The organism is Thiocapsa marina 5811, from assembly GCF_000223985.1.
GTDB classification, from domain to species: Bacteria; Pseudomonadota; Gammaproteobacteria; order Chromatiales; family Chromatiaceae; genus Thiocapsa; species Thiocapsa marina.
The window spans coordinates 347,191-368,887 of the sequence record NZ_AFWV01000003.1 but is presented as its reverse complement, the minus strand read 5'-3'; the positions used below and the strand labels follow the sequence as shown (position 1 = coordinate 368,887).

Below are 21,697 nucleotides of genomic sequence, written 5' to 3'. Positions count from 1 at the left end.
GCTCGCGTCAGGACTCGACGCGCTCGGACGCCGCGGCGGGACGGCCGAGCCGCTGCCCGAGTCGAACCTTGCTCCCCGGCACGAGCGTCTCGTCCAACTGCACCCGACCCGGCTCGAAGAGCAGGATCACGGTCGAGCCCAGATTGAAGCGGCCCATCTCGGCGCCGCGCTCGAGCCGGACCGATCCGGCCCCGGTGCTGCCCGCATTCGAGCCCTGACTTCGGTCTCGTGCAGGCGTGACCTCGCCGGCCCAGACGGTCTCGATCCCGCCGACGAAGATGGCCCCGACCAGAACCATCGCCATTGCGCCGACATCGGTCTCGAATCGGCACGCGACCCGCTCGTTGCGGGCGAACAGACGCGGCACCAGGTCGGCGGTGACGTTGTTCACGCTGAACAGCCGTCCCGGGATGTGGTGCATCCAGACAAGATTGCCCCCGAGCGGCATGTGGATGCGGTGGTAATCGCTCGGCGCCAAATAGATGGTCGCAAAGGTCCCGCCGTCGAAGGCCCCTGCCCGCTCCGGGTCGCCCCCGAGAAGCTCCTCGACGGTGTAAACCCGACCTTTCGCTTGGATCAAGCGACCCGCCGTAATCCGACCGCTCTGACTGATCGTGCCGTCGACGGGGCACACGACCGCCAGCGTGTCCGGATCAAGAGGCCGGGCCTCGGGTCTCAGCGCGCGGGTAAAAAAGGCATTGAAGTGCGCATAGGCCTTCGCGTTCGGCTCCACCGCCTCATTCATATCGATCCGGTAGAGGCGCAGGAAGATCGCGATCAACAGGTCCTTCAGTGGACGCCACCGCACGCGCGCCAGCCGATACATGAGGGCCGACAACAGGTGCTGCGGCAGGACATGCTGAAGGGCGACGAAGAGCCGCGCCCCCATGCCCCGAACGGGTTCCGTCATGGTGTCTCCGGCAATAAAAGATCCGAGCCGGCGTAGATGGCTTTCAGATCCTCGGCGAGCTGTGCGCCTCCTTCGCTCTCGGGAAGAAAGGCGAGCACGAATCCCCCCGGCGCAACGACGAAGATCGCCGCCGTGTCCGTCGCACCGAGACCGATGTCGGCGCGGAGACGGTCGATCTGCTCCGGGTCGCCGCCGAGGATCTTCAGCGCAGGCAAGAGACCGGCGAAATCCCGGTGAAGGCTTGAATCATTGCCCGCGGTCACGAGCACGAGGCGCAGCTGCTTGCGCAAGGCACGCTCGTCGGCCACCCGGTTGTAGACATCGATCAGGCGCTGGACGGCAAGTTGTCCCGAAGCGCGCGAGAGGTCGCCGAACGCGAGCAGGGTCCAGCCTTGCGCGAGATCCTTTTGGCCGAACGGGCGGCCGAGCGCCTCCCGGAGCTCGAAATCCGGCAGGCTCGCGGGCGGGCGGATCAGCAAGCCGCCGATCACCGGAGGCGCGGCGCTGCGGCGCTGGTATTGATTACCCCATTGATAGGCCAGGACGAACAGCGAGATGGCACCGAGGATCAGGACCAAGCGCATCCAGAGCGGGTGTCGGTTCCGCAAGAACATCTCAGGCACACGCCTCGGGTGCACACGCCGGATCAGCGGTCGTCGAGACGGGTTCGGCGCCTGTCGGGGAACAGCCCGCGTCGCATCGTGCAGACCGTGAAGGCGTCGAGTGGAGATCGCGTGGATACGGCCCCACTCTTTCCGCTGACTGCGGTGTAGGGTGGACAAGCGAAGCGCAGTCCACCAGCACCGGTGCCCGTCTCGGTGTACCTCGCCCTCGCGCGCCCACCCGACCGGCCGCTCGTGTCGGCGAGGCATCAAGGCGGGGCGTCACGAGCAACATCATGATAGCAATGGGATCAAAACCGAGTCGCGGTCGGGGTCGTCGATCATCACGATTCGGACCCGAGGATACAGCCAGTATAAGGGCCGCCTCGCTCGGGGCTCAAGCCAATGCCGCCCATGAACAATCCGATCGTCGAAACCCACTCACACGAGGTCATTATGGGGCACAAGATCGAGAAGACCGATCGCGAATGGCGCGAAACCCTGACACCGGAGCAATACCGCGTGTGCCGAGAGAAAGGCACCGAGCCGGCCTTCACGGGGCAGTATCACGCCTCCAAGGAGCCGGGTCTCTACCGCTGTGTCTGCTGCGGCGAGTCCCTGTTCGACGCGAGCGAGAAATTCGATTCGGGCTCGGGGTGGCCGAGCTTTTGGCAGCCTGCCGCTGCACAGGCCGTGGCAACCGAAGACGACGTCAGTTACGGCATGCGTCGCACCGAGGTGCACTGCAACAGCTGCGGCGCCCATCTCGGACATGTGTTTCCGGACGGTCCGAGACCGACCGGACTACGTTACTGCATCAATTCGGTCGCTCTGGCCTTCGAGCCGAAGGACTGACCCCGCCGCAGCCGGCGATGCCGGGTGCGCGCTAGGGAGGGCTCACCGAATCCACGGCGGTTCCCCAAACGCCGAGCGCGTTCGCCCGCGCGATGCGCTCCATGGCGTGGTACTCGAACGGGGCCGTCGGGAGCGCGAGTGCCCAGCCGCGCTTGATCAGATAAGCGCCTAAGTCCTCGCCCGGGCTCAACCCGGTGCGATCGGCATAACAGACGGCCTGGATCCTTCCCTCGGCGGAGCGCCCGCGCGGCTCGCAGGTCACGAAGCCCCTGACGCGAAAATCGAGCGCAAGCACGGCCCTGGGAGCACACCGCACCGGCTGCTGTCGCCTGGTGCATTGCCGACCTGCGTCGGGGAGATAGACCCCGAAGAGCGCAATCGACTGGCCCTTGATCAAAAGCGATCCGTCGTCCTGAACGATCGCGAGCCCGACGATCTCCCGGGACCCGGCGGCAACGTCCGCCGCAACAACGAGCAGAAGCGCGAGCACACCCGGGAGCCCTCGCCTCGAAAAGGGTGGCATGCGCGAAGAAAGCAGCGACGACATCCCCGCTGTCACTCGGCTAGGGCTCGCTGCGCCCGGCGTCTGCCGGAGTCGGTTCGGCGACGACATCCGCCTCGATGTTCGCTGCCCCTTCCGCGCCCCCGCCGTCGGTTTCGATTTCCGACGCGGACTCCGGAACGACATCGTTTCCATTCGCGATGGACCCGGTCCCGAGCATCCCCGCCTTCGCGCTCTTGCCGGGGAACTCGAACCGCATCTCCGGCCAGATCGCCAGCCCCTTCGCCGCCGAGACCGTCCCGCCGGTCGACTCGTTCATAGCCGTTCCGCTGAGCGCGGTGCGCACGATCATATCGCTTTGCCCGGTGATCCCGGCAAGACGACCCGTTCCGCCCGTCAGCGTGAAGGTTCCCGAGCAGGATCCGGGCTCGCCGTCGCAGGTAAATTCCGCATACACGTAATCGCCGGTTGGACTTTCGATGGTGCAATAGCCCTGGCCGTCGAGCTCGTTGCTCAGGACATGGATGATCTGGGTCGACGGACACGTAAAGAGCGCGGCATCCAGCAGTCCGTCCCCGTGCTCGATGTACATGACACCTTCGAAGGTGCCGATAAACTGGAGTTTGTCCACGGCGATCTGGAAGAGCTGACCGTTCGCCTCCCAGGGCGCGAGGATCTTGGCCGTGCCCTCGTCGGCGACGGCGACCGGGACCAACGGCATCGCCAGGAGGAGCAGGAGGGTCGACTGGATCGGTTTGCGCATGGGTGCCTCCGAAATGCGGTGTGGGAGCTCGTCCGAATGGCTGCCGAGTCTAACAGCCCCCGCCGAAGCGTGGCTCTGTTAACATCCAGCATCGATGATTCAGGGCGATCGATGCGGGGAATCCAGATGAAGAGTGTACTGTCGCAAGCAGATGTCGGGGCGAAGCCGTGACCCCCGGCGAGTGCTCGGAGGCCCTGCTGCTGGGCTGGCGCGAATGGGTCACCATGCCGGAGTTGGGGCTGGGCCTCGTCAAAGCCAAGATCGACACCGGGGCACGCACCTCCACCCTGCATGCCTTCTATGTCGACGGCTTCCGCCGAGGCGGGCAGCACTATGTCCGCTTCGGCGTCCATCCGCTGCAGAAGCGCACCGACGTGGTGATCCACGCGGAGGCGTCGGTGCTCGACCAACGGCGGGTCACCGACTCAGGTGGTCATCGCGAGGACCGTTACGTCATCCGTACCCGGCTCGCCCTGGCCGGGCGGGATTGGCCGATCGAGATGACCCTGACCAATCGCGAAACCATGCTGTTTCGCATGCTGCTCGGTCGCACGGCACTCGCCGGTCGCGCTCGAGTCGATCCGGCGCGCTCCTTTCTGACCGGGCGGGTGGCGCGACCCCTGGAGCACTACGCCTGACGCCGTTGTGCCGGCGCCTCGCCCATCGCCTCCCAATCGAAACGGGGCAACTCCTCGAAGACACCTCGGATGCCCGCGTTCCAGCTCGACGAGAGCGCCCGCAGTGCAGGCGAGTCGGCGGTCAGCTTGAGGCGGTGGGTTAGAGTCAGGCTGTCCTTGGCATAGATGGCGACCTCGAAGGGCGGGCCGACCGTCACATTCGAGCGCGAGGTCGCATCCAGCGAGACCACGCACAAGCGTGCCCCGTTCTCCAGCGACAGGCTCGGCTCGGCGATGCGGTCCAGCGCAGGCTTGCCGTATTTGGTCTCGCCGATCTGCAGGTAGGGCGTCTGAGGCGATGCGGCGAAATAATTGCCCTGCGGATAGATCAGATAGAGGCCATGCGGCTGATCGGCGATCTGGCCCCCCAGGATAAGCGTGGTCTCCGCGCTCACGCCGCTTTGATGGAGTGCGGGGGCGTGGTCGCGCTGCACGCCGACGCTGACCCGCCCGACATAATCCGCCGCCTCGAAGAGATAACGCGCGTTCAGCAGGTCGATCCGCGACCGCTCGCCTGTTGGATCCGTGATGGGCCCCCTGTCGCGCGGCAGGTCGAGGTCACGTCGGATGCGATTCAGCACCTCCTGCGTGGTCGCGAGATTGCCCGCGGACATGAGGACGAAGATGCGATCCGCGGCAGGTTGGAAGACATGGAGCTTGCTGAAGGTGGTGACATAGTCGACGCCGGCGTTGGTCCGGGAGTCGGCGGCCATTACGAGGCCCTCGTCGAGGGCGAGTCCGAGGCAGTAGGTCATGGTGGTTGCGTCTGTGTGACAATGCGCGGGCGGTCATGCTCGGGTGATGGCGTTCGAGCGATCGCTCGCGTGTCGGGCCGATGTAGGCGATGAGTCTGCGCGAGACTCCCGCGACCTGCTTTCGGGACGACCGCCTCCTCACCGCCTCGGCGGATGGACGCCGTAGCCCCATCTCCAGCATACTCCGTGGAGGAGGTTTGGAGGTCGGTCTTCGATGGGTCGGCGTCGCAAATCATTCCGCCCGAACCATCCCCGACACCTGGTCTGCGAGTAAGAGCCATGAGTATCGATTGGAATGCCTACCCCTCCGAGGGTTTCTACGACGAGCTGGTCGCCGGCAACGGGCATCGGGCAATCGCCGGTCTGCTTGCCGATCTCGAAGCACTCGGCCCCGAGGAGCTGGTGGCCCGCCAGGAGGCCGCCGATGTGTCGATCAAGGAGATGGGGATCACCTTCACGGTGTATTCCGAGGAAGGCGGGGCCATCGATCGAACCTGGCCCTTCGACATCATCCCCCGGATCATTGCCCAGTCGGAGTGGGAGCGCGTGGAAGCCGGACTGCGCCAGCGCGTGCAGGCCCTGAACCTCTTCATCGACGACCTCTACCACGACCAGAAGGTCATCAAAGACGGCGTCTTTCCGGCCGAGGTTCTCGCCAAATCGGTGAACTTCCGCCCGCAGTGCATCGGTGTCGACCCGCCCTTGGGGATCTGGGCGCATATCTGCGGCTCGGATCTGGTGCGCGACGCCGACGGAACCCTCTACGTGCTGGAGGACAACCTACGTGTCCCCTCCGGCGTCTCCTACATGCTAGAGAACCGGCTGGTGACCAAACGGGTGCTGCCCGAGCTGTTCGAGCACTATGCACCGCTGCCGGTCGATGATTACCCCTCGGAGCTCTTCGACACCCTCGCGGCACTCTCGCCGCGTCCGGCGGACTATCCCGCCGTGGTCGTGCTCACCCCGGGCATCTACAATTCGGCCTATTTCGAGCATTCCTATCTGGCACAACAGATGGGTTGCGAGCTGGTCGAGGGACGCGATCTGTTCGTCGACAAGGACGACTGCGTCTACATGCGTACCGTCGACGGGCTCGCCCGTGTCGACGTCGTCTATCGCCGCATCGACGACCTCTTTCTCGATCCCGAGGCATTCCTTCCGGACTCCGCGCTCGGCGTGCCCGGACTCATGCGCGCCTGGAAGGCCGGCAACGTCGCCCTGGCCAATGCGCCCGGCGCCGGGGTTGCCGACGACAAGGTCGTTTATGCCTTCGTGCCCGAGCTGATCCGCTATTATCTCGACGCCGACCCCATCATCCCGAACGTCCCGACCTATCGCTGCATGGAGGCGGATGCCCTGGCCTATACGCTCGAGAACATGGAACGGATGGTCGTGAAACCGGCCAACGAGTCCGGCGGCTACGGGATGCTGGTGGGTCCCGCATCGACCAAGGCCGAACGCGAGCACTTCGCGGAGCTGATCAAAAAGGATCCGCGCAATTACATTGCCCAGCCGGCTCTGAAGCTCTCGACCGTGCCGACGATCATCGGCAAGAAGCTCGAGCCGCGTCATGTGGATCTGCGCCCCTTTATCCTCTCGGCTGATCGCCAACAGGTCACGATGGGCGGGCTGACACGGGTGGCGATGCGCAAAGGCTCTCTGGTGGTGAACTCCTCCCAGGGCGGCGGCAGCAAAGACACCTGGATTGTACCCGAGCCGCCGCAGGCCGAGGAATGACCGGCCGAGCCTTCGGCAGGGACCGTAGCGAATCCAATCGAGCATAGGGGTCGGAACGCATGCTCTCGCGCGTTGCAGAAAACATTTACTGGATGGCCCGCTATGTCGAGCGGGCCGAAAACACCGCCCGTATCGTGACGGTCAACGCCAATCTCCTGCTCGACCTGCCGAAAGGCATTGCGCCGGGTTGGAGGCCGTTGGTGGACATCACGGGCGCAAACCCGCTCTTCGAAGAGCACTACAAGGACTACAGCGAGCGCAACGTCGTGCGCTTCTTACTCGCCGACGAGCGCAACTCGGGATCGATCCTGGCGGCGCTGATGGCGGCACGCGAGAACTGTCGCACCATTCGCGACTTCGTCCCGCGCGAGGTCTGGGAGCTGCTCAACGAGATCTATCTCTTCGCCCGCGAGGATCTCCCGAAGGGAATGACGAAGGGCGGTCGACACGCCTATCTCAAGCGAGTGATCCAAGGCGCCCAGAACATCAACGGGCTGCTTTCCGGCACCATGCTGCATGACCAGGGTTACGACTTCCTGCACCTGGGACGCTTTCTCGAACGCGCGGACATGACCACCCGCATCATCGACGTGCGTTCGGCCAATCTGCTGCCCGAGGAGGCAACCGAGCTGCGGCCCTTCGAGACGATTCAATGGGTCAGCGTGCTGAAATCCATGACGGCCTATCAGGCCTATCGGCGCAGCGAGCAGATTCGCGTGTTGCGTGGGCCTGTGTTGCGCTTTCTGTTTCAGAACGAGACATTCCCGCGCTCGGTCGTGCATTGCATCGACGCCCTGCGGACCAGTCTTTCGAAGCTGCCGCGCAATGAATCCGCCTTGCGCGTCGCGGGACGGCTCAAGCGTAATCTCGAAGGGACCGAGCCGCGCCGACTCAATCAGCAACAGCTGCACGCCTTCATCGACGACCTTCAGGTCGGGATCGGCGATCTGCATGAGGAACTGGCGCGGACGTGGTTTCCGCCGCCTCCGGAGTCGCAGTCGCAATCTCAGACACAGGACTGAAGCTGAATCGCGTTCGCAACGATATGCCCGGTCGGTGTATCGGTTCGGTCTTGAACCAAACGACCGGGTTTGGTGCGAGGCGATTCAGACAGCGAGAAACAGGATGCCGACATAAACCCATCGGCGGCGAGAGGACGATGGGCTGCATCGGTTTGGATCGCGGCCCTCATCGGCCATCGATTGGACGCATCGGGGAAAACCCTGCACCATGAGCGCTCCTTCTCGCAGAATCGGAAGCCGACGGTGACCCCAGACCCTCTGTCGATTGTGGATGCCTATCTCGCCGCCCAGTTGGCGCGGGATTTCGATGCGATGCGTGGTTTGCTCGCCGACCAGGGTTTCTGCTACCGCAGTCCGATCGCGGCGTTCGATCGGGCGGATGAATTCGTCCAGTACGCCGCCGTGTCGAGCGGCATCATGCTCGACAGAGAGATCCGAAAGGTCTTTGTGGACGGCGAGGACATCTGCCATTTCCTGACCTATCGGATCCAGATCTCCGAGAAGCTCTCCGTCGAGGCCGCGCAGTGGTCGCGCGTGCACGAGGGCCGGATCCAAAGGATCGAGGCGGTCTTCGACGCCTCGGCATATCGCGAGCTCTTTCCGAACGACGAGGCTAGCCCGTAATTCAACCTCGTTTCGCAACCGGCAACCACCGACGTAAGGTCTCGCGCAGCGCACCGATCTTGACCGGCTTCGCGAGATAGTCGTCCATCCCCGCCTCCAGGCAGGCATCGCGATCCGCGGCCATCGCGTTGGCGGTCATCGCAATGATGGGGATGTGCGAACGGCCTTCGCGATGTTCCCGCTCTCGCCAATGCCGCGTCGCCCCGAGACCGTCGAGCACCGGCATCTGCATGTCCATCAGCACGGCGTCATAGCGCCCGCTCGCAAGTCGCTCGATTGCCTCGGCACCATTCTCGACGAGGTCCGCCTCGATGCCCAACCGCATGAGCATGCCGCGCGCCACCTGTTGATTGACCGGATTGTCTTCGGCCAACAACACACGCCCCGTCATGGGTCGATCGAGGATCGGCGTCGCGCCCGGGTCCGGGATCGGCCTGCCGGTGACGAGCACCTGCGCGAGTGCGTCACGAAGCAGACCCTGCCGCACCGGCTTGCTCAAGACAAGATCGACCGTCTCGGCAGCCTCGCCGACGGGCTCCGGGCACCCGCCCGAGCTCAGCAGGATCAATCGGACGGCAGCGATGCCGGGTGTCGCGCGAATCGCCCGCGCGAGTGCAAGGCCATCCATCTCGGGCATCTGCAGATCCAGCACCGCGGCCTCGAAAGGCCGATCCCGCGCCTGCGCGCGGACCAGCCGCTCGAGCGCTGTCGGTCCGTCGGTCACAGCCTCGTAGGCCACACCCCATTCCTGCAAATAGTGCCCGAGGATCTCCAGATTGGTCGCGTTGTCGTCGACACAGAGGATCCGCCGACCCTCCAACCCCGCGCCGTCCGTCGGCTCGGCCGTCTCGGATTGATGATCGAACGGCAGTCGAACGAGAAACCGAGAACCCCGACCGAAGGTGCTCTCGACCTGGATGTCGCCGCCCATCAGCTCGATCAGATCCTTGCTGATGGCGAGACCGAGGCCGGACCCGCCGAAACGCCGTGTCGTGGAGCCGTCGGCCTGGACAAAGGGTTTGAAGAGACGCGCGAGCTGCTCGGGCGTCATACCGATCCCGGTGTCCGAGATCTCGAAGGAGAACCGACTGCGTCCGGCCTCCTCGGCACAGACATCGACACGCAGCGCAACCTCGCCCGAGAGCGAAAACTTCACCGCATTGCCCAAGACATTGGTCAAGATCTGCCTCAGGCGGTGAGGATCGCCCATCACGCGGGCCGGCAGCCCCGGTGGTACGAAACAGACCAGCTCAAGCTGTTTGCTGCGCGCGCTCGCTGTGAAGAGACCTGCAACATCCTCGACCAGGCGGCGCAAATCGAACGGGATACGTTCGAAATCGAGTCGCCCGGACTCGATTTTGGAGAAATCCAGGACGTCGTTGATGACGTTGAGCAGGCTTTCCGCGGAGGTGTGCGCCACGTCGACCAGCCCTCTCTGCTCCGCGCTCAAGCGCTCGTGCGAGAGCATCTCCAGCAGACCGAGCACGCCGTTCATCGGCGTGCGGATCTCGTGGCTCATGTTGGCAACGAACTGACCCTTGGCGATGCTCGCAGATTCGGCCTGCTCCTTGGCGATCACCAAAGCCGCCTCGGTCGCGCGTCGCTCCTCGACCTCGCGCTCGAGATCCCGATTCAACGCGGCGATCCGCTCCTTGTCCTGCGTCAAACTCGCGATCAGATCGAGATTGACGTGCCCCAGCTCGAGCGAATGGCGCAGGGTGCGGTGATAGCGACGCGCATTCAGCCACATAAAGACGGCGAACAGGAGGATCAGCGCCAGAAAGGTATATGCAAGCTCGTCACCGATCACGATCATCCGCAGCGCGAAGGGCACCAGCGCACCGAGCATGTAGTAGAGATAGGCCGCCGGGCAGGCGCTCAAGCTCGGGATGGCTCCCGCGACCATCCCGGAGATGACAAAGCCGAGAAAGACCTGGTAGGTCAAGACATGGCTGGGGAGCAGGAAGACCGAGAGGCCCCAGGCAAGACCCGTTGCCGCGGCACCCAACGCGAAGCGACGGGTCCAATCGGCCGAAAAACGCGCCTCGCCGGCGCGCCGATAGCGCAACATCAGGAGCCCGCGGGCAAGCAGAATCACCACGAGCGCGGCGAACCAGATCCAGGCCCCGGCCGGTGAGGAGACGAAACTCATCGCGGCGGCCACCAGCAGGGCGTTCGCCGCGGTGATGAGGAGACTGGCGGGGAGCTGCTCGAACAGCAAACGTGTGAGGTCCGCCTCGATCAGTGCATCCGTCGCGGGGTTTTTCGGCAGCCCGTTGCCTCGGTACGGCATGATCGATCAACCCTGCCCGGAATCGACGAACGGAGCCGCAGACACGGACCTGTCGAGTGCACGCGCAAGGTCACGCAGCGTCATGCCGCCGAGCGCCGCGTCCATCGCCTGATCGATGCTCGTCTCGATCCGTCCGATCTCTCCCTCCGGAGCGGTGCCGCGACAACCGCTCTCGCGTTCTTCGAAACAGCGCACCGCATCGAGCATCGCCTTCACCGAGATACCGTCCGTTGCACGCGCCGGGACGAAGGTCAGCGAATCACCGGCCGTGCGAATCAGAAAACCCGCCTCCTCGAGCACACCCAACATCCGCTCGGCGTTGCTCTTGGGAACCCCGAACGTCTGCGCGAGCGCCTCGCTGCTCCAAGGCGGCTCGCCCGACTCGTAACGGCGCGCCACCTGCCCTGCAAGGAGCAGAGCCAGACGCTCGCGCTGTCGATTGCTCAACTGCAGATCACGCGAGCGGATCCTCAGATACTCGGGGTGTTGGTGGTAGAAGGCGATGCTTGCGCCGATCAGCAGGATCAACCATGCGATGTAGATCCAGATCATGAAGAGGATCAGGATTGCCAGACTCGAATAGACCGCCATCAAGCGCGTCGAGCTGGCCATGAAATAAGAGAACATCCCCCCGATGAACTCCCAAAGCAGCCCGGCGATGAGCGCCCCGACGAGCGCGGAGAGGATATGTACCCGCGTGTTGGGAACGAAGAGGTAAAAGAAGGCGAATGTCAACGAAATCATCATGTAGGGCCCGAGCTGACCCAACGCATGCCAGACATGTCCGAATGGCTTCGCCTCGATGATCGCTTGTACGAAGGCGTTCCCGCCGAGCGAGGCCGAGAGTCCGACGGCCGAGAAAAAGAGCACCGGACCCACGAGGATGACGCTCAAATACTTGCTGAACCGTTGCGCGAAGGAGCGCTGCGTGGAGACGCGCCAGGTAAAGTTGAAGACCTGCTCGATCTTCTGGACCAGCGAGATGACGGTATAGATCAGCAGTGCGAGTCCGACCGACCCCAAAACGCCCACTCGCATGTTGTCGACAAAGCCGATGATCTGGGTGGTGATCTCCACGCCGCCCTCGCCGAGCGGGCCGAACACCTTCAGCAGCAGAGGCTCCAATTGATTGTGGACACCGAACCCCTTCAACACCGAGAAGGTCACCGCCAGCAAGGGCACGAGCGCCAAGATGGTCGTGTAGACCAAACTCATGGCCTGTAGTGACAGATAGCCTTGCGTCAGGTCGCGCACGAGCGCATAGATCAAACGCCCGAGCCAGATCGAAAGGGCTTGCCAAGGCGGCATCTCGTCGAGCCGACGACTCCAGAGCAGCGCGTCGATGCGCTCTGACACGGGCATGGCGTGGTTCATGTGCGCTCTCTCGGAGAGGAGTCGGACGGCGCTTCCGGCCGCTTGCCGTCGGTTCATTATATCGGGTCGGTGAGCCTTGTCGCCGTGATCTACCCAGGGTGCCGCGCCGACTTGAAGCCTGCTTGCGCCCTCTCCATCTCCGTAATCCCGAGGGCGCGATGATCCCCTGCCTTGCCAAGTCGGCAGGAATCGTGTTCGCGGGTGATCGACATATATCACCTCATTGAAGAGCAACCCCATGCGTTCTCTCTGCAACTTCGTCGGGGCTTCGGCCCTCTTATTCTCGTCTGCCGCCTTGACGGCGGACGAGCCGCAAACCCTAACGCCGATGTCGGATGACATCCAGGCACCCGAGTTCGACCTCCAAGGGCCCGCCGGCGAGCCGCAACGTCTCGCCGATCATCGCGGCAAGCCTGTCATCCTCAACTTCTGGGCGACCTGGTGCCCGCCCTGCCGCGCCGAGATGCCCTCGATGCAGCGCGCCCACGAAACCCTAAACGACGAGGGCGTCTCGGTGATCGCCGTCAACGTCGGCGAAGACGCAGAGACCATCGTACGATTTCTGAGCGAGACCGATATCGACTTCTCGATCCCGATGGACCTGGACTCCGAGGTCGTGCAGAGCTACCCGGTCAAGGGGCTGCCGACGACTTTCGTCATCGACCCGGAAGGCCGCCTGGTGTACAGCGCCACCGGCGAGCGTGAATGGGACGATCCCGCGCTGCTGGATCAGGTGCGGGCGCTCAAGACCGTCCCTTGATTGGAGAGTTGTCGATGCCCGCGAGCCTATCGGTATCCAGCACCGTAGGCCGGGCCAAGCGCAGCCGCGTCTCCGGCAGATAGTCGCGGAAGAGCCGATCATAGGTGAGGATTTGCATCCCCTCGCATCGGGCCTGCGCGATCAGGAGACGGTCGAAGGGGTCTTTGTGATGCGCGGGGAGGTCGAGGACGGCCTGAGCATGGCTCGGCGTGATACTGAGCCAGCCGAATCCCTGTGCTCCGAGGTCCTCGACGATTCGGCGCGAAGGAGTGCCATCTTGCCCAAGGCGTGCTTGATCGACATCTCCCGGACCGCAACGGCGCTGACAAAGGCCCCTGTCTGCTAGATCAGCGCGACCGTCTCGGGATCGGCCAGGGAATCCATCATCCAGTCGTAAAGGATGCAGGTATCAAGCAGCAGGCGCATCGTCTTCGCGGGCGAAGAGTCGCTCGACCGACTGATCGGTCTCGGACGAGCGCCAATCGGTCGAATAGGGCGCATGCCCCTTGACCGAGCCAGGCTAAGCCGGAAAAGTCCTCGAGATCCCGCAGGCTCCAAGCCCGTCGTCGCGGTCGTTCCACCGACAAGGACGCGAACAACACCCCCGCCGGCGATCGCCCCGGTCGAGGATCCCGACCCGGATCCCGGATCCGATCTGTTTTTCCGAATCGGCGTGACGCGGGCGGACCGGTAGACTATCCGGCCGGCATCCCTCGCCGCCATCGTCGAACCCGACCAGGACCACCCGTGGATCCCAGCTTCGTCCATCTGCATCTGCATTCCGAGTATTCGCTGGTCGACGGGCTGGTGCGGATCAAGCCGTTGGTCAAGCGTGTCGCCGCGCTCGGGATGCCGGCGGTCGCCATCACGGATCAGTGCAACTTCTTCGCCTTGGTGCGCTTCTATAAGGCCGCGGTCGCGGCCGGGCTCAAGCCGATCGCGGGGGCCGACCTCCTCGTGCGCAACCCGGAGGACGTCAATAAGCCACACCGCCTGGTGCTGCTCGTCCAGGATGCGATCGGCTACCGCAATCTCACGCGGCTCATCTCGCGGGCCTATGTCGAGGGCCAGCATCTCGGTGTGCCCTACGTGGAGCGTGACTGGATCGCGTCCGCCGCGGAGGGTCTGATCGCGCTCTCGGGCGGGCCGCAGGGCGATGTCGCCCAACTGCTCCTGAACGGGCATCGCGAGGCCGCCGAGCATCGTCTCGCGGAGTGGATCGGCATCTTCGGCGACCGCTATTATCTGGAGCTGGTGCGGACCGGGCGCGAGCAGGAGGAGGCGCTGGTGGAGGCGAGCGTGGAGCTCGCCCTCCGTTCGGGCGTGCCGGTGGTGGCGACCAACGACGTGCGCTTTCTCCATCCCGATGACTTCGAGGCCCATGAGGTCCGGGTCTGTATCCACGAGGGTCGCACCCTGGACGATCCGCGCCGCCCGCGTCGCTACAGCGCCGAGCAGTCGCTGCGCAGCCCAGCGGAGATGGCCGAACTCTTCGCCGACCTGCCCGAGGCGCTGGAGAACTCGGTGGAGATCGCCAAGCGCTGCAACCTCGAGCTGACCCTCGGCGAGAACTTCCTCCCGGATTTTCCGGTGCCGGCCGGGATGACGGTGGACAGCTATTTCGCCGAGGCATCGCGGGTCGGGCTGGAGGAGCGCCTGCAGCGGATCCTCGACCCGGAGGCCGCCGACCTTGCCGATCAACGTCGACTCTATCGGGATCGACTCGATCTGGAGCTGTCCGTCATTACCCAGATGGGATTCCCCGGTTACTTCCTGATCGTCGCGGACTTCATCCAGTGGGCCAAGGCGCAGGGCATTCCGGTCGGGCCGGGCCGCGGCTCGGGCGCGGGCTCGCTGGTCGCCTATGCGCTCAAGATCACGGATCTGGACCCGATCGAGCACGATCTGCTGTTCGAGCGCTTCCTGAATCCCGAGCGCGTCTCCATGCCCGACTTCGACGTCGACTTCTGCATGGAAGGCCGTGACCGGGTCATCGACTATGTCGCCGGCAAGTACGGGCGCGAGGCCGTCTCCCAGATCATCACCTTCGGCACCATGGCGGCGAAGGCGGTGGTGCGCGATGTCGGACGCGTCATGGGCCATCCCTACGGGTTCGTCGACCGGGTCGCCAAGATGGTGCCCTTCGAGCTGGGGATGACCCTGGAGAAGGCGCTCGCCGAGAGCGACGATCTGAAGGCCGCCTACGAGGACGACGAAGAGATTCGGGCCCTGATCGACATGGCCCGCAAGCTCGAAGGTCTGACCCGCAACGCGGGCAAGCATGCCGGCGGCGTGGTCATCGCGCCGACCAAGCTCACCGACTTCGCCCCGCTCTACTGCGAGCAGGGCGGGGAGAACCTGGTCACCCAGTTCGACAAGGACGACGTGGAGCAGGTCGGACTGGTCAAATTCGACTTCTTGGGTCTGCGTACCCTGACCATCATCGATTGGGCGCTGAAGACCGTGAACGCGCTGCGTCGCGAGGCCGGCGAGCCGCCGATCGACATCGAGCGGATCGAGCCGCAGGATGCCGAGGCCTTCGCACTCCTGAAGCGCTGCGAGACCACGGCGGTCTTCCAGTTGGAGTCCCGCGGCATGAAGGAGCTGATCAAGAAGCTCCAGCCCGACAGCTTCGGCGACATCACCGCGCTGGTGGCGCTCTTTCGCCCCGGCCCCTTGCAGTCGGGCATGGTCGACGACTTCATCAACCGCAAGCACGGGCGCGCCGACGTGGCCTATCCGCACCCGGATCTGGAGCCGGTTCTCAAACCGACCTACGGCATCATCCTCTATCAAGAGCAGGTGATGCAGATTGCCCAGGTGCTCGCCGGCTACTCGCTCGGCGGTGCCGACCTGCTGCGCCGTGCGATGGGCAAGAAGAAGCAGTCGGAGATGGACAAGCAGCGCGCCATCTTCGAGGAAGGGGCGGTCGCGCGCGGGGTGGACGGCAACGTCGCGACCTATATCTTTGACTTAATGGATAAGTTTGCCGGTTACGGCTTCAATAAGTGTGTCGTTGGGGACACGCTGGTGACGGATCCATCAAGCGGTGAGCGGCGCTGCGTCAAGGATATCTATCGGTCGGGGATCAACAGCGTCGCGAGTCTGTTGTCGGATCACCAAATGGGCGTGAGCCCCGTTGTTCAGGTGATGGAGAACGGCATCCAGCCGGTTCTTAGACTGACCACCTCGCTCGGAAAGGCCCTGCGTGCGACCGGCAATCATCCCTTGCTGACCGCAACGGGCTGGAAGCGGCTGGATGAATTGCGTGTCGGCGAGCGCATTGCATCGCCCGCGCGATTGCCGATCGAGGGCCCGGAGCAGTGGCCCGAGCATGAGTTGGTGACCTTGGGATGGGTTCTCTCGGAAGGGAATACCTGTCATCCCAGTGGCTTCTATTTTTACAACAAGGATGTCGAGGCCAGGGATGATTTCGTGTCCGCCGCAAGCCGCTTTCCCGATACCGTGCCGACGGTGCGGCTGAGGCCGGAACGTGCCGAGACCTGGTGCGTTTACGTCGGGACCGGTCGTGATACCCGGATCAGCTGCGGAAACGGGCACAGTTTCATGCCACGCTCCGGTGCTCGATTGTGGCTGGAGCGGCTGGAGATGATCGGCCAAAAGGCGCCGGAAAAACACTTTCCGCCATCCGTCTTTCGTCTCGACAATCCATGCTTGGCGGTGATTCTCGGGCGCATCTGGTCGGGAGACGGATATGTCGCCGGCGAAAACGCGACCAATAAGATCCCCTATCTGGCTAGCGCCTCCCTGCGTCTGATCAGCGAGACGCAGCATCTCTTGTTGCGTTTCGGTATTGTCAGCCGACTGACGGAAAAGCACTTTCCGTATAAGGACGGGCGAATCGGCTATACCTTGCACCTGGTTGGGCGGAGGAGCATTACCGCATTTGTCGAGTTGATCGGGCCACATTTGGTCGGGAAAGGCAATCAGCTGGAAGCGCTGCGCAGGTCGCTCGCTGAAATCCCGAGCGATCTGGAATCCGTCGACACTCTGCCACCCGAGATCAAGCAAGCCGTCGGTTTGGAGAAGGATCGCAGTGGCCTGACGTGGCGTCAGATCGAGGCTCGCAGCGGCGTTTGCGTGAGAGAGTTCTACGGCAAGGACACGCCGCACAAGAGGGGATTTCGCCGAGCGACCATCCGCAAGCTCGCCGAGTTTTTCGATGCCGATGCGCTCAGACAGCCCGCCGCCGCGGAGATCTATTGGGAGCGTGTTGTCTCCATCGAGCCGGATGGCGCGGCCATGACCTATGATCTCGAGGTCGCGGATACCCACAATTTCGTCGCCAACGACATCATCGTCCATAACTCGCATTCGGCCGCCTACGCCCTGGTCAGCTATCAGACGCTCTGGCTGAAAACGCACTACACGGCGGCCTTCATGGCGGCGGTGCTGAGTGCGGACATGGACAACACCGACAAGGTGGTGACCCTGATCGAGGAGTGCCGTGCATTGCGTCTACGGGTCGAGCCGCCGGCGGTGAATCGCTCCGCCTACCGCTTCACCGTCGCCGATCCGCGCACCGTCATCTACGGTATGGGCGCCATCAAGGGGGTCGGCGAGGGCGCAATCGAGGCGATCATCGCGACACGTACGGCCGAGGGTCCCTTCCGCGATCTGTGGGACTTCTGTCGACGGATCGATCTGCACAAGGCCAACCGACGCGTCCTCGAGGCCCTGGTGCGCGCCGGTGCACTCGATGAGCTCGGGCCGAACCGTGCAACCCTGATGGCCGAGCTGCCCTTGGCGCTCAAGCTGGCCGAGCAGCACCATGCAACCCAGGCGGCGGGTCAAACCGATCTCTTCGGTGCATTTGAGCCTGTCGCATCGCCCGAGCCCGACCCCCAATTGGCAAGCGAGGTTCGCGCCGACTGGGAGGACGAGCTGCGCCTGGCGGGCGAGAAGGAGACGCTCGGGCTCTATCTGACCGGACATCCGATCGATCGCTACGAGTCGGAGCTCCAGGCGATGGCGGTCAGCCGCATCGCCAAGCTCTTGGAGACGGATCGCGAGCTTGGGCGGCGCGACCGGCGCGATCGCGAAAAGCGCAGCGTCGCCGGTCTCGTGGTCTCGGTGCGTCACGGCAAGACCCAGCGCGGGCGCATGGGCTCGGTGGTGCTCGACGATCGCACGGGACGCATCGAGATCACGGTCTTCTCCGAGCTCTACGAGCAGCTGCGTCATCTGTTGGTGCCGGATCAGATCCTTCAGGTCTCCGGGGCACTGAATTTCGACGAGTATCGAGACAGCTGGTCCTTGCGTGCCGACGACGTGCGGACCTTCGAGCAGGCGCGTGCGGCCATGGCCGATCATCTGCGGCTGATCCTGGATCTCTCCGACCCCGCCGCCCATGCCGAGGGCCTCGCACGGCTCGAGGCCTTGCGCGCGGCACTCGCGGCCTTTCGCGACGGCGATCTCCCGGTCCGTCTGCGCTATCGCCGTCCCGGGGCCGCCGGCGAGCTGGTGCTCGGAGACACCTGGCGTGTCGAGCCGACCGATGCCCTGTTGAAACGTCTACGACAGCTCCTGGGAAGCGACGCGGTGAGCGTCGTCTACGAGCGCTCGCCCCTGCCCCTCGCGCAGACCGAGACGCAAGCCCCGCGTCTGGCGGCGGTGGGCTGATGCAGACCGGGCGCCTCGTTCGACAGGTTCTCGCCCTCGCCCTGCTGATCGGGGCAGGCTGGTTGCTGATCGGTCTGGTCGGCGATCTGAACCGCGTGAAGATCCTGAAGACGGATCTCGCGGAGATCCACCATGTCCGTTACGGGATGCTGGATGCCGACGTGTGGGTCACGCGGATCGGCGAGATCCTGGAGAAACGCGTCGACGAGCTGGATCTCACGCAGGCCAGTCGGGAGCAAGTGACGGAGGCTGTGACCCAGTTGCTGGATACCCTGATCCGCGAGATCGAGCGCAATCTCGCGCAGCGGCGGCCCGACCCGGGCGCAAGCTGGCTGGACCAGCTCCAGGGCGCACTGCAGCAGGGTTTGCAGGATCTGGTGCTGGATGTGGCGCGTCTGCGCGACCGAGTGCCCGAGTATGCCGATGCCTTCGTCGAGCAACTCTCCGTGCCCGGCGTGAAGGAGCAGATCAAGGCGAGGCTGCGGGTGTTGCTGACCGATGCCGTGGCCTCGAGCGGCGCCGGGACCGATCGCCGGCCGTTGGAGGCCGTCTTGGTGCGCTATGGCTGTGCGGATGTCGATGGCTGCTCGGGTCTGATCGAGACCGAGGTCGGCGCGCTCCAGCCGCGGATCCAACAACAGCTCGGGGCCGTGATCGGGCTGGTGGCCTTGGTGTTCATCATCTCGCTCATCGGCGGTATGCCGCGCGGTGAACCGACAGTCGGGACGCCCGATCGGCTCCCGCCGATGCTGCTCTTCGCACTCGTGGGTGCAACCTTCCTGCTGCTCGCCGGCGGACTGAGCACACCCATGATCGAGGTCGATGCACGCATCGCCGAGCTGGCCTTTCAGCTCCTCGGCGAGCCGGTCGTCTTCACCGATCAGGTGCTCTATTTCCAGACCAAAAGCATCTTCGACGTGATGCGAATCCTGTTCGAGTCCGGCCAAGCCGACATGCTGTTGGTCGCCGTGCTCCTGACCCTCTTCAGCGTGGTCTTCCCTGCGCTCAAGTTGTTGGCGACCTACGCCTTCTACTCCGATTGGAACGGGTCACGCGGGGCGTGGATCGTCCGGTTCTTCGCGTTGAAGTCAGGTAAATGGTCGATGGCCGACGTCATGGTCGTCGCCATCTTCATGGCCTACATCGGCTTCGATGCCCTGGTCGGCAACCAGCTCGGCAGCCTGGCGGGCGCGAGCGATGCGGTCGCCGTCTTGACCACCAACGGCACCTCGTTGGAGCCCGGGTTTTATCTCTTTCTCGGCTTCGTCCTTGCCGGTCTGGTCCTCTCCGGTGCACTGGAAAACCGTCTCGACCGGGATCGATAGGCCGTGGCGAGGAACCTAAACGCCTCGTTGCCGGAAGGCGTTATCCATAAGCCGTGAAGATGGACGCTCCGTGTAGGATGGACGAGCGAGAGCGAAGTCCACCGAACCCCGTGCCGGCGTTGGTTGGGTTGGTGGTGTTGGTGGACTGCGCTGCGCTTGTCCACCCTACGGTGCTTGTCCATCCGGCAGCGGCCATCGGCCAGGGCGCGGCCATCCGCGCATCAAGATGGCCCGTTCCGTGCTTACCGTTGTAAGGTAGCCTTTTGAACCCCAACCGGAGTCCGTCGCGATGACCACCAGAGAATTCGACAGTATCGTCATCGGGACCGGACCCGCCGGGGAAGGCGCGGCGATGAAGCTCGCCAAGGCCGGGCAACGGGTCGCCGTGATCGAGGCCCACAATGCGGTGGGTGGAGGCTGTACCCACTGGGGCACCATCCCGAGCAAGGCGCTGCGCCACTCGATCCAGATGCTTGCGGACTATCGGCGCAACCCGCTGTTCCAGCACACCCAGCATCAGATCGAAGCCGAGTTTCCGGACCTTCTGCGCGCCGCGGACGGCGTGATCAACGAACAGGTTCGCACCCGGTATCGGTACTATCAGCGCAATCGGGTCGAGGTCGTGTTCGGGCGGGCGCGTTTTCTGGGCGACGATCGCATCGAGGTCCAACGCCCGGGCAGCGTCACCGAAGAGCTGCGCGCAGACCATATCGTCATCGCCACCGGCTCGCGTCCCTACCATCCGCCGGATGTCGATTTCACGCACCCGCGCATCCGCGACAGCGACTCGGTTCTCGGACTGAGGCATACGCCGCGATCCATGACCATCTATGGTGCAGGGGTCATCGGTTGCGAGTACGCCTCGATCATGGGCGCGCTCGACGTGAAGGTGAACCTGGTCGATACGCGCGACCGACTCCTGTCCTTCCTCGACGACGAGATCACCGACGCCCTCGGGTACCACCTGCGCCAGCAAGGCGTGGTGATCCGGCACAACGAGACCTACGAGCGTGTCGAAGCCGATGAGGGCGGTGTGGTGCTGCACTGCAAGTCAGGCAAGAAATTCAAGACGGACATCCTGCTCTGGGCCAACGGACGGACCGGCAACACCCACGACCTTGGACTCGAGACCATCGGATTGGCCCCCAATCAGCGCGGCCAACTCGAGGTCAACAAGAGCTACCAGACCACCTTGCCGCACATCTATGCCGTCGGCGACGTGGTGGGGCAACCCGCGCTGGCCAGCGCCAGCTACGATCAAGGGCGGTTTGTCGGTGCACACATCGCCGACGGTGCCTGCGACTGGTCGCTGATCGAGGAATTCCCGACCGGAATCTATACGGTACCCGAGATCAGCTCCGTGGGCCGGACCGAGCGCGAGCTCACCGCTCGACAGATCCCCTACGAAGTGGCCCAAGCGGACTTCAAGAGCATTGCCCGTGCCCAGATCACCGGACACACGGTCGGCATGCTCAAGCTCCTCTTCCACCGCGAGACCCTGGAGATCCTGGGGATCCACTGTTTCGGCGAGCAGGCCGCCGAGATCGTCCATATCGGCCAAGCAATCATGTCCCAGCGCGGCGAGGCGAACAGCATCCGGTACTTCACCGAGACCACCTTCAACTACCCCACGATGGCGGAAGCCTATCGGGTCGCGGCGCTCAACGGCTTGAATCGGCTCTTCTAACTGAACCGCGTCCGGAATGATATGCAGCCTCTCATATCGATGAGTCCCCCTGTCGATCAACGGGCCTCGCAGTAGACGCGGTTCAGGAAAATAATAAAATCATCGGGTTAAGTTGCGGTGACGGCAGCCGTTCGTCGCGGGTGCAACTTTGGGTTGATATGTTAGCGA

At 64.1% G+C, this 21,697-nt stretch carries 17 protein-coding genes; 9 read left to right on the top strand and 8 right to left on the bottom strand.

The window, feature by feature from the left end; translation table 11 throughout:
- Positions 1-7 precede the first annotated feature (7 nt).
- Positions 8-910: an archaetidylserine decarboxylase gene (asd, locus tag THIMADRAFT_RS06065; RefSeq protein ID WP_007192102.1), complete on the bottom strand. Its 903-nt coding sequence runs from the start codon at positions 908-910 to the stop codon at positions 8-10.
- Positions 907-1,524 (bottom strand): hypothetical protein, encoded by a 618-nt coding sequence (locus tag THIMADRAFT_RS06060; RefSeq protein WP_007192101.1) that lies wholly within the window; start codon positions 1,522-1,524, stop codon positions 907-909. Before THIMADRAFT_RS06060 ends, asd begins: the two co-directional genes overlap by 4 nt.
- 444 nt (positions 1,525-1,968) lie before the next feature.
- On the opposite strand from THIMADRAFT_RS06060, the gene msrB reads away from it, so the two are divergent.
- Complete coding sequence (gene msrB / locus THIMADRAFT_RS06055; RefSeq protein WP_007192100.1) at positions 1,969-2,367, top strand: peptide-methionine (R)-S-oxide reductase MsrB; 399 nt, start codon at positions 1,969-1,971, stop codon at positions 2,365-2,367.
- A gap of 31 nt (positions 2,368-2,398) precedes the next feature.
- On the opposite strand, the gene THIMADRAFT_RS06050 is transcribed toward msrB, so the two are convergent.
- Together THIMADRAFT_RS06050 and THIMADRAFT_RS06045 are read right to left on the bottom strand one after the other, a co-directional pair.
- Positions 2,399-2,857 (bottom strand): thermonuclease family protein, encoded by a 459-nt coding sequence (locus THIMADRAFT_RS06050; RefSeq protein ID WP_007192099.1) that lies wholly within the window; start codon positions 2,855-2,857, stop codon positions 2,399-2,401.
- Between the two features lie 73 nt (positions 2,858-2,930).
- A complete protein-coding gene (locus THIMADRAFT_RS06045; RefSeq protein ID WP_007192098.1) occupies positions 2,931-3,632 on the bottom strand; it encodes a hypothetical protein in 702 nt (233 codons plus the stop codon).
- A 167-nt stretch (positions 3,633-3,799) separates the two neighbouring features.
- Here THIMADRAFT_RS06045 and THIMADRAFT_RS06040 point away from each other — a divergent pair, with 167 nt between their 5' ends.
- Positions 3,800-4,270 (top strand): ATP-dependent zinc protease family protein, encoded by a 471-nt coding sequence (locus tag THIMADRAFT_RS06040; RefSeq protein WP_007192097.1) that lies wholly within the window; start codon positions 3,800-3,802, stop codon positions 4,268-4,270.
- On the opposite strand, the gene THIMADRAFT_RS06035 is transcribed toward THIMADRAFT_RS06040, so the two are convergent.
- Positions 4,261-5,064 (bottom strand): hypothetical protein, encoded by an 804-nt coding sequence (locus tag THIMADRAFT_RS06035; protein WP_007192096.1) that lies wholly within the window; start codon positions 5,062-5,064, stop codon positions 4,261-4,263. The two genes, THIMADRAFT_RS06040 and THIMADRAFT_RS06035, sit on opposite strands and share 10 nt — an antisense overlap.
- Positions 5,065-5,343: 279 nt before the next feature.
- On the opposite strand from THIMADRAFT_RS06035, the gene THIMADRAFT_RS06030 reads away from it, so the two are divergent.
- The 3 genes from THIMADRAFT_RS06030 to THIMADRAFT_RS06020 all read left to right on the top strand — a co-directional run bounded on the left by THIMADRAFT_RS06030 (position 5,344) and on the right by THIMADRAFT_RS06020 (position 8,447).
- Positions 5,344-6,801, top strand: a complete 1,458-nt coding sequence (locus THIMADRAFT_RS06030; protein WP_007192095.1) for a circularly permuted type 2 ATP-grasp protein — start codon at positions 5,344-5,346, stop codon at positions 6,799-6,801.
- A 59-nt stretch (positions 6,802-6,860) separates the two neighbouring features.
- On the top strand, positions 6,861-7,823 hold the full coding sequence (locus tag THIMADRAFT_RS06025) for an alpha-E domain-containing protein (protein ID WP_007192094.1): 963 nt from the start codon (positions 6,861-6,863) through the stop codon (positions 7,821-7,823).
- 243 nt (positions 7,824-8,066) lie between these two features.
- Positions 8,067-8,447 (top strand): nuclear transport factor 2-like protein, encoded by a 381-nt coding sequence (locus tag THIMADRAFT_RS06020; RefSeq protein ID WP_007192093.1) that lies wholly within the window; start codon positions 8,067-8,069, stop codon positions 8,445-8,447.
- A 1-nt stretch (position 8,448) separates the two neighbouring features.
- Here the strand turns inward: THIMADRAFT_RS06020 and THIMADRAFT_RS06015 are convergent, their stop codons facing one another.
- Both THIMADRAFT_RS06015 and THIMADRAFT_RS06010 read right to left on the bottom strand, forming a co-directional pair.
- Positions 8,449-10,740: a response regulator gene (locus THIMADRAFT_RS06015; RefSeq protein ID WP_007192092.1), complete on the bottom strand. Its 2,292-nt coding sequence runs from the start codon at positions 10,738-10,740 to the stop codon at positions 8,449-8,451.
- 6 nt (positions 10,741-10,746) lie between these two features.
- Complete coding sequence (locus THIMADRAFT_RS06010) at positions 10,747-12,114, bottom strand: YhjD/YihY/BrkB family envelope integrity protein (protein ID WP_007192091.1); 1,368 nt, start codon at positions 12,112-12,114, stop codon at positions 10,747-10,749.
- A 238-nt stretch (positions 12,115-12,352) separates the two neighbouring features.
- Here THIMADRAFT_RS06010 and THIMADRAFT_RS06005 point away from each other — a divergent pair, with 238 nt between their 5' ends.
- On the top strand, positions 12,353-12,874 hold the full coding sequence (locus THIMADRAFT_RS06005; RefSeq protein WP_007192090.1) for a TlpA family protein disulfide reductase: 522 nt from the start codon (positions 12,353-12,355) through the stop codon (positions 12,872-12,874).
- On the opposite strand, the gene THIMADRAFT_RS28360 is transcribed toward THIMADRAFT_RS06005, so the two are convergent.
- The gene (locus THIMADRAFT_RS28360; protein ID WP_324603128.1) at positions 12,858-13,130 is read right to left on the bottom strand and encodes a type II toxin-antitoxin system VapC family toxin; all 273 of its coding nucleotides are present in this window, start codon (positions 13,128-13,130) and stop codon (positions 12,858-12,860) included. The two genes, THIMADRAFT_RS06005 and THIMADRAFT_RS28360, sit on opposite strands and share 17 nt — an antisense overlap.
- Before the next feature lie 491 nt (positions 13,131-13,621).
- Between THIMADRAFT_RS28360 and dnaE the strand changes: the two genes are divergently transcribed.
- From dnaE to sthA, 3 genes are all read left to right on the top strand, one after another.
- Entirely contained in the window at positions 13,622-18,517 is a 4,896-nt protein-coding gene (gene dnaE, locus THIMADRAFT_RS05995; protein WP_007192088.1) for a DNA polymerase III subunit alpha, read from the top strand.
- On the top strand, positions 18,517-19,842 hold the full coding sequence (locus tag THIMADRAFT_RS05990) for a paraquat-inducible protein A (protein ID WP_007192087.1): 1,326 nt from the start codon (positions 18,517-18,519) through the stop codon (positions 19,840-19,842). Before dnaE ends, THIMADRAFT_RS05990 begins: the two co-directional genes overlap by 1 nt.
- A 289-nt stretch (positions 19,843-20,131) precedes the next feature.
- On the top strand, positions 20,132-21,529 hold the full coding sequence (sthA, locus tag THIMADRAFT_RS05985) for a Si-specific NAD(P)(+) transhydrogenase (RefSeq protein ID WP_007192086.1): 1,398 nt from the start codon (positions 20,132-20,134) through the stop codon (positions 21,527-21,529).
- Positions 21,530-21,697 lie beyond the last annotated feature (168 nt).